This is a genomic window from Proteus sp. NMG38-2 (assembly GCF_020640995.1).
GTDB lineage: Bacteria > Pseudomonadota > Gammaproteobacteria > Enterobacterales > Enterobacteriaceae > Proteus.
Genome location: NZ_CP085481.1, coordinates 2195723 through 2210285 on the forward strand (window position 1 = coordinate 2195723; position 14563 = coordinate 2210285).

Below are 14563 nucleotides of genomic sequence, written 5' to 3' on the forward strand. Positions count from 1 at the left end.
TCCCTTATCCTTTACGGAACATTTTCAACATACGTTGAGTAACAGTAAATCCACCAAAAATATTAATACTCGCAATTAAAATTGCGACAAACGAAAAGAGGCTAACCCAACCACCACTCCCAATTTGGAGTACAGCACCGACAACGATAATGCCTGAAATTGCGTTTGTAACTGACATCAATGGTGTATGCAATGAATGGCTAACATTCCACACAACGTAATATCCCACCACACAAGAAAGCGCGAATACTGTAAAGTGAGATAAAAACTCTTTTGGTGCAACATTGGCAAGCCATGCAAATAATAAGAAAGCAATAGCTAATAAGCCGTATTTCTTCCAAGGTGAAACAGGTTTAGCAACGGGTTTCTCTTGTAGTTTCGCAGCAGGTGCAGCTTTAGGTTGTGCTGAAACTTGAATCGGTGGTGCAGGCCATGTTACTTCACCAGCACGAATAACAGTCACACCTCTAATAACAACATCATCAAAGTCAATATTGATATTGCCGTCTTTCTCTTTACAAAGTAATTTCAGTAAATTGACTAAGTTAGTACCGTAAAGCTGAGACGATTGTGCCGGCAAGCGAGCTGCAAGATCTGTGTAACCAATAATTTTCACGCCATGTTCTGTCGTAAAGACTTTATTAGGTACGGTATATTCGCAGTTCCCTCCATTTTGGGCAGCCAGATCAACAACCACACTCCCTGGCTTCATTGAATCAACCATTTCTTTCGTAATTAAACGAGGTGCTGGCTTTCCTGGAATTAATGCGGTTGTAATGATGATATCAACATCTTTTGCTTGCTCTGCAAATAACGCCATTTCAGCATCAATAAAGGCTTTTGACATTACCTTCGCGTAACCATCACCACTGCCTGCTTCTTCCTTAAAATCAAGCTCAAGGAATTCAGCGCCCATACTTTGAACTTGTTCTTTCACTTCAGGGCGAGTATCAAATGCACGAACAATTGCGCCAAGGCTTCCTGCTGCACCAATTGCAGCAAGACCTGCAACACCGGCACCAATCACCATCACTTTAGCTGGTGGTACTTTACCCGCAGCAGTAATTTGCCCTGTGAAGAATCGACCAAACTCATGAGCTGCTTCAACAACAGCACGATAACCAGCAATGTTTGCCATCGAGCTCAATGCATCAAGAGATTGTGCACGAGAAATACGTGGCACACTATCCATGGCCATAACATTAATGTTCTTTTCAGCTAGTTTTTCGAGCAATGGCGCATTTTGTGCTGGCCATATAAAGCTCACTAACGTTGCACCTTCTTGCAATAATGTTATTTCATTATCAAGTGGTGCATTAACCTTCAAAATAATGTCTGACTGCCAAACATTTTGGAGGTCGAGGATTTCAGCACCAGCTTCTTGATAAGCTTTATCTTCAAAGCTTGAAGCAATACCAGCACCATTTTCAATTGCGACTGTGAATCCTAATTTTATGAGTTGTGTTACTGTGGCTGGTGTTGCCGCAACCCTTGTTTCATTAGAAAGTCGCTCTTTGGGTATACCAATTCGCATAATTTTCCCTTCTTATCCATAGTGACCTGTTAAAACTTCTCCGTTAACTTCACATTCATGCAAAAAAAATGTTAAAAATAATAATATGCATGCCATTAATCGGAGCTCTAATAACCTACTGAAAATAAAACCAATAATCTATATCTGTGTAAAGCTAAAATTGAACTTAATTGGATCATTTTAGTCGAAAAGGCATATTTATGAATTATTCACTATATTCAGGTAAATATCTGGTAACATATACTGGTCATTTGACTCTGTGGTGATTCGCTAAATAAAATAATGCGACAAATGCTATTATTACATGTAATAATTAATCCCTATGTGATAAACCACTACGTTCAGCACATGACCAATATTAATTGCGCAAGGCGGAAGGATTTTGTATGAAGCTGAAAACCTCAGTCATCGCAGCAGCGATGTTGTCTTTAACTAATATCACTGTTGCGCAGGCTGCTCAGGAATTAACACCCGAACAAGCTGCAGAACTAAAACCATTTGAAAGAATCACAGTTATCGGTCGTTTTAACGCTATTTATGAAGCCGCTGATGCGGTATCTCGTCGTGCGGATAAAGTCGGTGCTGATAGTTTCTACATTCAAGGTCTAGATGATATTAGTGATAGTGGCAACATGAGTGTTACTGCTGATCTATACCATAAAGATGCACCCAAAGCAGAAGAAGAAAGCTACCGTATTTTTCATGGCGTAACTGAATTACCAAAACCTGAAGCAATTCTGTTACAACCATTTGATACTGTTTCTATCCGTGGTTACTTCCCAACAACCCCTGATATTAACGATGCAATTGCAAAAGCGGCTGCTAAAAAAGGTGCTGCATCATTCTTTATTGTACGTAATGTATCGACAAATGATGGTGGTAACCAAGAAGTTACAGCTTATATCTACAAAAAAGATGCACCTAAACGCGCTATTCAAGCACCAGAAGCCGTTGTTCCTTATGATTCTGATGCCGGTCGCGCACTTATTGCTGAAGGCGGAGCTTCTGCCAATAAAGTTGAAAAGCCAGGTCTTGCATCAAACACTGATTTTGATAGAAGTGTAGGTGCATTTGCTGATACACAAACTTCGGGTGCAAGTGGTCGTTACACTGTCACATTACCTGATGGTACTGAAATCCAAGAAGTCAACAAAGCTGCTGCTGCATTAATGGACCCTTTTGATACCATTACATTTAGCGGATACTTTGTAAACTCACCAGAAATTTCTTATCAGGTTGCTAAACGTGCTGCCGCAAAAGGTGCCAAGTATTACCATATTACAAATGAATGGCAAAGTGATGGTGGTACAGTCACTATTACTGCTGACCTATTCAAGTAATAAAACTTCCTAATTAATAAAAACCTTGCTTATGCGAGGTTTTTTTTTACTCAAAATATAATCAAATAAACCACATTTTGTAAAAGTGCATAATTTTTATGATTTAATGCATAGACAACCAAGTTAACTCTCCGTAAAATCTCGCTGTTTTTTAGTGTTTTTATCTTTATTTAAATTTGAGATATTCATATTTATTCTATTTACTGACCAAAAAACAAGAAAATACGCTATTTATTTACAATTTTAATCACGTAGGTAATTATCCTTGAATAAGAAACTTGGCTTAATATCACTCACCGCGTTAGTGTTAAGCTCAATGGTTGGTGCAGGTGTATTCAGTTTGCCTCAAAATATGGCTGAAGTTGCTAGCCCTGCTGCATTGATTATTGGCTGGGTGATAACGGGTGTTGGGATCCTCTTTCTTGCCACGTCTTTATTGCTTCTCTCTCGCCTTCGCCCCGATCTTGATGGGGGTATTTTCACTTACGCTAAAGAAGGATTTGGTGAGTTTATTGGTTTTTGCTCTGCATGGGGTTATTGGGTCTGTGCGGTTGTCGCTAACGTTTCTTATCTTGTTATTGTCTTTGCTGCCTTCAGTTTTTTTACAGACTCCCCAGAAAATGTCATTTTTGGTGATGGTAATACTTGGCAGGCCTTAATAGGAGAATCCATATTACTTTGGGTTGTTCACTTTCTTATCTTGCGTGGTGTACAAACAGCAGCCAGTATTAATTTAATGGCAACAATGGCAAAACTTATTCCGCTGGGATTATTTATTATTGTCGCCCTATTAGCTTTCAATATGGACATATTTACCCTTGATTTCCAAGGAATAAATATGGGTGTTCCTGTTTGGGACCAAGTTAAAAATACAATGCTGATCACACTATGGGTATTTATTGGTATTGAAGGTGCCGTCGTCGTTTCTGCAAGAGCTAAAAATAGACGAGATGTTGGTTTAGCGACTGTACTTGCTGTTGTTATTGCTTTGATTATTTATATTCTTGTGACACTTTTATCACAAGGTTTAGTCAGCCAAGCTGATCTAGCTGCAATGAAAAACCCGTCAATGGCTCCTCTGCTTGTACAACTGATTGGTAGTATGGGCGAAATAATTATTGCTGCAGGTCTTATTCTTTCTGTATGTGGTGCTTATTTAAGCTGGACAATTATGGCTGCAGAAGTACCGTATATTGCCGCACTACATCACTCTTTCCCTAAACAATTAGGGAAACAGAATAAAAATGATGCTCCTTCATCTTCGTTATGGTTTACCAATTATGCTGTTCAATTCTCTTTAGTTTTAATTTGGCTGACGGGAAGTAATTACAACACATTACTGACTATTGCATCAGAGATGATCCTTGTTCCTTATTTTCTCGTAGGTGCATTTTTATTTAAAGTAGCAATTGCACGCAGTAGTCGTGCTTTATTATTAATTGCCATACCCGCAAGTTTATATGGTTTATGGTTACTTTATGCATCAGGTGTGATTAATTTATTACTCTCTGTTGTTCTGTATGCACCAGGTATCCTGATGTTTTTATACACACGTAAACAATATAAAGACAAAAAGCCGCTACTCTTAAGTGAAAAAATTCTGTTAGCTCTTGTCTTATTTGGCTCTATTCCAGCATTAGGTTACTTAACTATTTACTAGAAATAATCTTAGAGGTACTGGAAAAACAGTACCTCTCTTTCTCTTCTCTCTTCAAAATCAATTTCACTTAGGTCAAAAAAATTTTCCTGCTAAGCTGTTATTTTTCGCACTGATGGTTAGGTATTTATAAATCAAGAAACATATAGTATGTTGTAACTAATATATAGGTGACTATTAATTGGCAAGAGAATAAAAAACCCACGAAAAGCATTAGTTTTCGTGGGTTCAAACATGTCGCTATTTAATTAGTTAAAATTAATTTGTTCCATTGCCTGCAATATACGTTTATCCGAGATTGGATATGGAGTCCCTATCTGTTGAGCAAATAGACTCACTCTTAACTCCTCTATCATCCAACGAATATTTTGCACTTCTTCTTGCTGCTTTTGTTTTTCAGTCAGTTTACCTAGCCATTGTTGCCATTGCTGTATAACATTTTCAACTCGACTCATTTGTGCACGATCACGATTAGGATCGATAGCTAATTTTTCCATTCGTTTTTCAATCGCACTCAAATAACGAGGAATATCAGCAAGGCGTTTCCAGCCGTGAGAGGTAACAAAACCAGGAAAAACCAACTGGCCAAGCTGGGCTTTAATATCAGATAATGCAAAAGCAACACTAATATCAACCCGCCCTTTTAAGCGTTTATTGATGGCAAATACCTGCGTTAAAATTGCTTCAACTTGTTTTGCTATATCAACCACAGCATCATTTAGTTCTGCTCTGACATACTCTTGTAGTTTTTGATATTCGTCTTCTTGCCAAATTAAGCCACCATAAGACGCCATAAGTTTATCAACACCACAAGCGATACAGTCATCAATTAAATCAAGCACTTTGCCATAAGGATTAAAATAAAGACCAAGTTTTGCTTTATTTGGTAATTTTTCATGCAAATATTTAATCGGAGAAGGAATATTTAATAGTAATAACCGTCGTATCCCTTCCCACATTGATGCTTGTTGTTCAGTTTCTGTTTCAAAAAGCTTAATACCTACACTGTTTTTTTCATCAACTAAAGCAGGATAAGCCTTCACTGAATAACCACCGCGTTTTTGTTCATATCGCTGAGGCAAATCACCAAAACTCCAAATATGTAAATCTTGTTGTTCAATACCATCATCGGCTACTGCTGATAATGTTTCTTGCACTTTTTCCTTTAAGTTATCTTTTAATTTATTGAGATCTTTACTTTCTGCCAGTATTTTATTTTTTTCGCCAACAACACGGAATGTCATTTTTAAGTGGTCGGCAACTTGATCAAGTTGCCAACTTTCTCTATCAACCATTACCCCAGTCATTCGACGTAACTCTTTTTCAAGTCTATCAAGCAAATCACCTTCAACTTGAGGCACTCGCTCTAAAAATGCAGAAGCATAATTAGGTGCTGGTACAAAATTACGACGGATAGGTTTTGGTAATGATTTAATTAAAGCCACTATTAATTCATGACGAATACCCGGAATTTGCCAGTCAAATCCTTCATTTTTTACCTGATTCAAAATAGCTAATGGAATATGAACGGTGACACCATCAGCTGCAGTGCCGGGTTCAAATTGATAAGTGAGGCGTAATTTTAAATTATCTTGTTGCCAATAGTTCGGATAATCTAATGCACTAACTCGTTTAGCATCATCTTTGATAAGCATACTTTTTTCAAAGTTAAGCAGATCAGGTGATATTTTTTGTGCATCTTTCCACCATTTGTCAAAATGACGAGATGAAACGACGTCCTGAGGTATTCGCTGATCGTAGAAGGTAAACATTGTTTCATCATCGACAAGAATGTCACGACGACGGGATTTATGCTCTAATTCTTCAACTTCTGTCCGTAGTTTTAAATTGTCACGGAAAAAAGCATGACGAGTTTGCCAATCCCCTTCCACTAGGGCGTGTCGGATAAAGAGTTCACGGCATAAAAGCGGATCAATTTGACTGTAATTTATAGGTCGAGAGGCAACGATAGGTAAACCATATAATGTCACTTTTTCATTAGCCATTACTGCGCCTTGCGCTTTTGACCAATGAGGTTCGCTATATTGATGCTTCACCAAATGTTCAGCAATAGGTTCAATCCACTCAGGTTCAATCCGAGCCGCAATCCTCCCCCATAAACGAGATGTTTCGACGAGCTCTGCCACCATTGTCCATTTAGGCGGTTTTTTGAATAGACCTGAGCCTGGATAAATAGAAAAACGAGCATTTCTTGCACCAGTGAACTCTTGTTTATCCGCATCTTTTTGTCCAACATGCGACAATAAACCGCTTAGGAGTGCAACATGAACACTTCTAAAATCAGCAGGTTCACTATTGACAGGGAAACCTAATTCTTTCACAACTTGTCGTAATTGCGTATAAACATCTTGCCACTCTCGCACGCGCATAAAATTTAAAAACTCTTGGCGACACAGTTTTCTAAACTGGGAATGACTCAACTCTTTTTGTTGAGTTTTCAAATAATCCCACATGTTTAAAAAAGACAAGAAATCAGAATCTTTATCTTGGAAGCGCCGATGTTTCTCATCAGAAGCTTGTTGTTTATCCATCGGTCTTTCACGAGGATCTTGAATTGAAAGTGCGGAAGTAATGACCATCAACTCTTTAACAGCACCATATTTACGCGCTTCAAGTACCATTCTTGCTAAACGAGGATCAATAGGAAGTTGTGCAAGTTGTTTTCCCATAGGGGTTAAACGATAAGCACCATTATTATCTGTTCCCTCTTGTAATGCACCTAGCTCTTCTAATAATCGAACACCATCTTGAATATTACGTTTATCAGGTGGCTGTACAAATGGGAATGCACTAATATCACCTAATCCTATTGAGGTCATTTGCAAAATAACAGAAGCAAGATTAGTTCTTAATATTTCAGGATCAGTAAACTCAGCACGAGAAATAAAATCATCTTCTGAATAAAGACGAATACAAATACCATCAGAAACACGACCACAACGCCCTTTTCTTTGATTTGCTGAAGCTTGAGAAATAGGCTCTATTGGAAGTCGTTGTACTTTAGTACGATAACTATAACGACTGACACGCGCAAAACCGGTATCAATAACGTATTTAATACCAGGTACAGTTAATGAAGTTTCGGCAACGTTGGTTGCTAAAATAATGCGTCTGCCATTATGAGGATGAAAAATTCGATTTTGTTCACTATTAGATAAGCGGGCAAATAAAGGTAATACTTCGGTATGGCGAAGTTGTAATTTATTCAGAGCATCAGCAGTATCGCGAATTTCTCGTTCACCACTCATAAAAATAAGAATATCACCCGCACTTTCTCGGCTTAATTCATCAATAGCATCGATAATCCCATCAGTCATATCCTTATCGCTATCCAGTTCATCACCACCAATTGGGCGATATCTCACTTCAACAGGATAAGTTCTACCTGAAACTTCAATAATTGGAGCTTGACTAAAGTGTTTAGAAAAGCGCTCAGGATCAATGGTTGCTGACGTGATGATGACTTTTAAGTCAGGACGTTTAGGTAATAGCTGTTTTAAATAGCCAAGAATGAAATCAATATTTAAACTACGCTCATGGGCTTCATCGATAATAATCGTGTCATATTGCAGTAACAGTTTATCTTGCTGTAATTCTGCTAACAAAATCCCATCAGTCATCAATTTAACAAGTGTATTGTCACCAACATGATCGCTAAAACGAACTTTATAACCTACAGCTTCTCCTAACGTACTTTTTAACTCATGAGCAATACGTTCAGATACAGAACGCGCGGCTAAACGGCGCGGTTGAGTATGGCCAATATATCCTTTGATCCCTCGCCCTAATTCAAGACAAATTTTAGGGATCTGTGTTGTTTTACCTGAGCCAGTTTCCCCTGCAATAATAACGACTTGGTTATCTTTTATTGCATTATAAATAGCATCTTTCTTTTGACTAACAGGAAGGTTTTCTGGGTAAGTAATTTCAGGACAATTAGCTTGGCGGCGAATTATCATCTGGTGTGCTGTGGTGATATCTTGCTTAATTGCACTTAATACCGCCTGTTTGGACTCTTCATTATTAATTTTAGCGACGCCACGTAGACGTTTTCTTAACCGTTGCTGCTCCCGCAACGATAATTGCTCTATTTCTTGATAGAGCATGGCAGATGATAATGTCACCTTTTATTATCCTTTTTGAGGTTATTTTCAATCAAAACTAATGCCTTTATGATATCACAACAGATTATTGGCACATAAAGGCTTGGTTAAATTTCTTAGTCTATGATTTTATATAATCAATATATTTGAATAGCATATTCAAAGGATTGAGATGTGATCTTTAAAAGATAGAGTAAAATACCGTAAACCAGCAAATTTAAACAAATAGCATATTTGATAGATCAAGAGAAAATAATGAAAAAGATCCTTGTACTGAAGTCTAGCATTTTAGAAAACTACTCACACAGCAATAAAATGGCCGATTACTTGATTGGAAATTGGCAGAATAACCATAAAGATGATGTTATTACTGTGCGTGATCTTGCTAAAGATACGGTACCAACCTTAGACCAAGCTACTCTATTCGCTTTTGGAAAAGAAACAACAATGCTATCTGATGAACAAAAAGTTGCTAAAGCATTATCTGATGAATTAATTAGCGAATTAAAAGCACATGATATCATTGTTATCACTGCACCAATGTACAACTTCTCAATTCCGGCACAATTAAAACATTACATTGATTATATCGCTCGTGCGGGTGAAACATTTAAATACACCGAAGCGGGTTCTGTAGGTTTACTTGAAGATAAACAAGCGATTGTATTAACGAGCCGTGGTGGCGTTCATAAAGATCAACCTTCTGATCTTATCGCTCCTTTCCTAAAACAATTTTTAGCATTTATTGGTATTAACGACGTACAATTTATTATGGCTGAAGGTACTGCCTTTGGTGAAGAATACGCACAGCAATCTCACCAACAAGCACAAAAAGAAATTGATGCTATCATTAATACAAGAAGCATTGCAGTAAAATAATAATTGATATTTTTCTTAAAGCACCTACTCAGGTGCTTTTTTTATACCTAAATTTAATATTCCATTGCAATAATTATTACATTATTTTTCTTTTATAAAAAAATCATAGTTAATTTATAATTTACAAACCTTAATAGAGATAAATTCTATTTTTAATAAAATCCTTGAAATAATATTAAAATACAGGTTGTTTTAGCAACCATATTTTAATTTTTATCTTTTTATTCATACTATAAATAAATGTTTATATAAAAAACAAATTGGATTTATAAAGAATAAATCAATAAGATTTAATCGCTTTAAGTAATATAGAAGTAATTAAATAATTTTATTAATTCAATAAATGGAATTTACGATGAAAAAAAGTATACTTTCAATATTCATTCTATCTACAACTCTTTTTTCAACTCAATCAAATGCTGTTGAATATACAGAAAAAAATGTAGGAACAATTACAATTAATGGTTCTGTTACACCAAATCCAAGATGTCAATTAGATGAAATACAACCTATTGAGTTACCGCCAGTTCAAGCGAGTAACTTTGGTGATAATAATATTGCTAAAACTCCAGCTCAACCTCTTGAGATTCAATTTACTAACTGTGGCGAAAACATTAATAGCGTACAATTACAAATACCAAAACAAACTAAACGACTTTTAAAAAATTTAGCCAATAACGGTAGCAATGTTGACATTGCTATTTTTGATACTGATAAAAACATTATTGAATTAAGTAATGAAAAACCTAACGCATTTAAAACAAAAATAGATAAAGAAGATAAAAGTGCACAATTTTTATTTAATGTTAACTATATGAAGCCTAATGGAATAAATGCGACACCAGGTTTAGTATCATCCACTTTAACTTTTGATGTTATATATAGTGATATTGCTGTGGATTAAAATGCCATAAATCAACAAAGCTGGAATACCAGCTTTGTTTTAACATTTATACTTTCTACTCTAGCTAGCAAAAGAATATGTTTAAAAAATTTAAATTTTTCGCATTATTTTTCATCTTTCCTACATATAGTCAATCATCAATAGAAATAAATAAAGATAAATTTATTTTCATTGAAAGTATCAATCAAGAAATAATTGAAATAAACAACAAAGCAAATAATGATTACTTTATACAAAGTTGGATTACACATTATGATAAAGAAAATAGTAATGAAATTCCTTTTATGGTAACCCCACCTCTTTTCAGGATAGAAAAAGATGAAACCTTTTCTTTAAAGATATTTAAAAAAGATGAAATAAAAGAAAGAGATAGAGAAACATTATATAGAATAAACATTAAAAGAATACCTATTCTATTAAACTCTGATAACAGTAAAAATATGTTACATGTCTCTATAAATTCAGTATATAACTTAATATATAGACCTATATCAATAGAAAAAGATGCAAAAGATGCTTATAAAAAAATTGAATTTTTAAAAAATAAAAATAATGAGTTTATTATAAACAACCCTACACCTTATTTTATTTCTCTATCTTCAGTATATTTTAATAGGATATTAATAGTTAATGAAAGTAAAACAATCCCGCCATTTAAAAAATATAACACAAAAAAAATAATTTCAGGAAGTGGGAACGTTAAATGGAAAACATTTAATCAATATGGTGTAGCTATAGAGGTGATGGATAAGGAAGTTATTAATGATTATTAATCATATAAAAACAAAATTAACATTTTTTATTTTAATATCTATTTATAATCAACATACTATAGCTGAAGATAGCTCACTCTCAATTTATGCTCATTCATTTTCTAAAATTGATAAAGAAACTATCAAACAACTACTTGAAAATAAAAAATCTGAAGGGTTTTATTATTCTATTATTCATATCAACAATAGAAAAAAAATGGCAAAACTCCTTTATTTTAAAAATATAGACAACAAGTTAATCCCTTGCCTCTCTGTTAATGATTTTATCTCTCTTGGTATTGATGCTGATTTCTATTCAATAAAAAAAGAGCATCAAGATATAATTCCTTTAATTGAATACTCAATTGATTTTAAATACTCTTTTTCAAATCAGAAACTAAATTTAATTATTCCACAAAAAGCATTGATAAAAAGAGAAAATAAAATTATCGATGAAAAAGATTGGGATAATGGGATCACTGCATTATTTAGTCAATATTCCTATTCAATTAGGCATCATCAAAAAAAAGACCTAGAACAAAAACTCAGTTTACAAACAGGCCTTAATTTAGGTACTTGGCGCATACGCAGTCAAAATAGTTTTTATTGGAATAAAAATCGTTACCAATCGAAGCTTTCATCAATATATACCTATCGCCAAATTAATTCTTTTTCTGCTCTTTTTTATGGAGGCAAGTTCTCACCTACAACACGAATATTACCAACTGATAAAATAATTGGCTTTCAATTAATATCCAATAATTTAATTTTAAGTAATACTCTTTATGCTAACAAACCTATTATTGAAGGAATTGCTGATACTGAAGCTCAAGTGGTGATTAAGCAAGGTGACAAAGTTATTTATGAAAGCACCGTTCCCCCAGGTCCTTTTATTATAAATTCATTACCTGTTTTAGGGAGTGAAAAACTCAGTTTAGAAGTTAAAGAAGCCGATGGAAGAATAAAAACCTCAACACATTATTTCACATCATTACCTAATCAACTAAATAAAGGTAGTTATCAATATAATTTCATTTCCGGTACATTAGCAAAGAATAGCGATAAAGAAAATTCAATTTTCCTTTTAAGTGAATTATCATATGGTCTTAGTCAAAGAATTACCTCATATAGCGCGATAAAAAAACGAGATAACTATATGAATTATTTATCTGGACTATCTCTTGATTTAGGTATACTGGGTGGTTTAGCAACAGACTTAAGTTATGAAAATAGTAAAAATAAATTTAAATATCAATTTCGCTATCAAAAAAAAATATCAAAAACGCAAGCCTACTTTACTTCTGGAATATCTTTTTATCATTATTTAGATAATTTCCAAAAAAAAGATAGAGTTAAAATAAATTATTCATTTTCTTTATCACAAAACTTTAGTGATTTAGGTTATCTTTCTTTTCAGTATCACGAAAAAATATATAAAACCACATCTAAAAATTTTGAATTAGGTACTTCTTTCTCATCTTCAATAAATAAAATAAACTATAATATTAAATATAATTTTAAAAAAGACAGATCTATTTTTGATCATTCCTTCTCACTTAATCTCCATATACCATTAGGTAATAATAGTGAACACTATCATTGGTTTAATAATCAAATAGATTATCAAAATAAGAAGAAACACTATATCAACACGACCAACATTGGAGGTGCTCTACTTAATTACAATTTAGGTTATTCAGTAAATTATCAACACTCTTATGATGAGAAAAGAAAGTTCAACCGTTTTTCCACCAATGCCCGTTACCAAAATAACTATCAATTTTACACATTTAATGTAAACAAAGTGGAAGATAGTTACAATTACAATGTTTCTATCAATGGAGGAATTGTCCTTCATTCTAATGGTATTACTCTTACTCCTCGTTTAGGTAGAACATTTGCACTGATTAATACTCAAGGAATATCTGGAATTAAAACATCATTTTCAACAAAAGCGAAAACAGATATTTTTGGAAATCTAATTTTAAATAACATAACACCTTATCGAATAAACAACATTAAATTAAATGCAACGACATTACCCCAACAAGCAGAAACAGAAGTTTATAGTAAAAATATTATTCCTACATTAGGCTCAGTGTCTAAAATAATTTTCCCAATAAAAATTGGTTATCGTGTTATTTTTAAATCAACAACTCCACTTCCCTTTGCATCGACAGTCACCACGTTCGATAAAAACGGTAATATTATTTCTCACGGATTAGTATCGGAAAATAATATTATTTTTCTTTCTGGTATTACAGAGAGTGGACTAGTAAAAGTAAAATGGGGAGAAGATAAGCAGTGTCAATTTAACTATGAAATTGATGATAATGAAAAGAACATCACTCTAATAAAAAAAGAAATCAATTGTATTTAAACTAATTTATCTCTATTAAGAAAATTATGAAAAAAAACATCTATTTAATGATTATGTTACTACTTATCTCTTTTTCATTATCATCAGCACCTAGGCGCGGTGATCATGAAATTCCTTTAAGTTGTGATATTGATTATATCTATGAAAATATCAGCGATAAGATTTCTATTAATGAAAATGATTTTTCATCACATGAAGCGGGAACATTAGCTGATACAGACAGTCACATTATTATTGTTACTATAAATGATTGCTCTAAAAGCCATGGCGAAGTTCGTTTGAAAATTGAAAATTCAAGTATTGATAATAATACTGGTTATTTAAAAAATCAGATCACTGACGATAGTGCAAGTGCTAATATTACATTTCAATTATTATACAATGAAGAACAAAGACCACTAGATCTTAATAAAGAGAATGAGTTTGTTGAAAATCTCATTGATGGCAAAGTTGAGTTTTATTTTTTTGCTAATTATGTAAAAAAAGATGATATACCTCCAAAACCCGGTTATATACAATCCAATATTCAGTTCACTATAAAAATAAATGATGATGTTGTTACGTTTAGCGATAGTTAGTGATTGCAATTATGGAAAAGCACGATAGCTATTTATAATAGATCGTGCTTTTAACGAAATTAAATGCTTATTTAAGGCGTTACTATTTTTTTACCCATTTTCCATTAATACCTTTAACATACTCACCTTCATTGGCTCTTGCCACTAATTTTTCACCAGCCAATCGAGCCACAGATTCAGGCGTTATCTGATTAGTTTTAGCGATTTCAGCATATTTGACTTTTCTAGCTTGATTTATTTTATCAACAAGTTGTTGAGCTTGTTTGTTATTTGTCTGCACAAGTTCAATATAGCCACTAAAGGTCTCGCCTACTAATCCTTGTGTTCTCGCTTCATCAAGCGTTAATGCTATGGCATTTACACTAGTTAAAGCTATCATTAGACCAAAGCTTAAGAGATATTTTTTATAATTCAT

Annotated in this window: 10 protein-coding genes; 7 read left to right on the forward strand and 3 right to left on the reverse strand. The window is 33.9% G+C overall.

The genetic code is table 11. The features are described from left to right. Nucleotides 1-4: 4 nt before the first annotated feature. Nucleotides 5-1534, reverse strand: a complete 1530-nt coding sequence (gene pntA, locus LG402_RS10485) for a Re/Si-specific NAD(P)(+) transhydrogenase subunit alpha (RefSeq protein ID WP_227336927.1) — start codon at nt 1532-1534, stop codon at nt 5-7. 386 nt (nt 1535-1920) lie between these two features. Here pntA and ydgH point away from each other — a divergent pair, with 386 nt between their 5' ends. Together ydgH and LG402_RS10495 are read left to right on the forward strand one after the other, a co-directional pair. Then, complete coding sequence (gene ydgH / locus LG402_RS10490; protein ID WP_166541136.1) at nt 1921-2874, forward strand: DUF1471 family protein YdgH; 954 nt, start codon at nt 1921-1923, stop codon at nt 2872-2874. A 265-nt stretch (nt 2875-3139) separates the two neighbouring features. Beyond that, complete coding sequence (locus LG402_RS10495) at nt 3140-4534, forward strand: basic amino acid/polyamine antiporter (RefSeq protein WP_166541135.1); 1395 nt, start codon at nt 3140-3142, stop codon at nt 4532-4534. 245 nt (nt 4535-4779) lie between these two features. Here LG402_RS10495 and hrpA read toward each other — a convergent pair whose 3' ends face one another. Next, nucleotides 4780-8676 (reverse strand): ATP-dependent RNA helicase HrpA, encoded by a 3897-nt coding sequence (hrpA, locus tag LG402_RS10500; RefSeq protein ID WP_227336928.1) that lies wholly within the window; start codon nt 8674-8676, stop codon nt 4780-4782. 234 nt (nt 8677-8910) lie between these two features. On the opposite strand from hrpA, the gene LG402_RS10505 reads away from it, so the two are divergent. The 5 genes from LG402_RS10505 to LG402_RS10525 all read left to right on the forward strand — a co-directional run bounded on the left by LG402_RS10505 (nt 8911) and on the right by LG402_RS10525 (nt 14148). Further along, complete coding sequence (locus LG402_RS10505; protein WP_166541134.1) at nt 8911-9534, forward strand: FMN-dependent NADH-azoreductase; 624 nt, start codon at nt 8911-8913, stop codon at nt 9532-9534. 355 nt (nt 9535-9889) lie between these two features. After that, complete coding sequence (locus tag LG402_RS10510; RefSeq protein ID WP_166541133.1) at nt 9890-10438, forward strand: fimbrial protein; 549 nt, start codon at nt 9890-9892, stop codon at nt 10436-10438. 77 nt (nt 10439-10515) lie between these two features. Continuing rightward, complete coding sequence (locus tag LG402_RS10515) at nt 10516-11211, forward strand: molecular chaperone (protein WP_227336929.1); 696 nt, start codon at nt 10516-10518, stop codon at nt 11209-11211. After that, on the forward strand, nt 11201-13570 hold the full coding sequence (locus LG402_RS10520) for a fimbria/pilus outer membrane usher protein (RefSeq protein WP_227336930.1): 2370 nt from the start codon (nt 11201-11203) through the stop codon (nt 13568-13570). The genes LG402_RS10515 and LG402_RS10520 overlap by 11 nt, the downstream gene beginning before the upstream one ends. A 26-nt stretch (nt 13571-13596) precedes the next feature. After that, on the forward strand, nt 13597-14148 hold the full coding sequence (locus LG402_RS10525; RefSeq protein WP_166541130.1) for a fimbrial protein: 552 nt from the start codon (nt 13597-13599) through the stop codon (nt 14146-14148). 82 nt (nt 14149-14230) lie between these two features. Here the strand turns inward: LG402_RS10525 and LG402_RS10530 are convergent, their stop codons facing one another. Then, nucleotides 14231-14563: a YdbL family protein gene (locus LG402_RS10530; RefSeq protein ID WP_227336931.1), complete on the reverse strand. Its 333-nt coding sequence runs from the start codon at nt 14561-14563 to the stop codon at nt 14231-14233.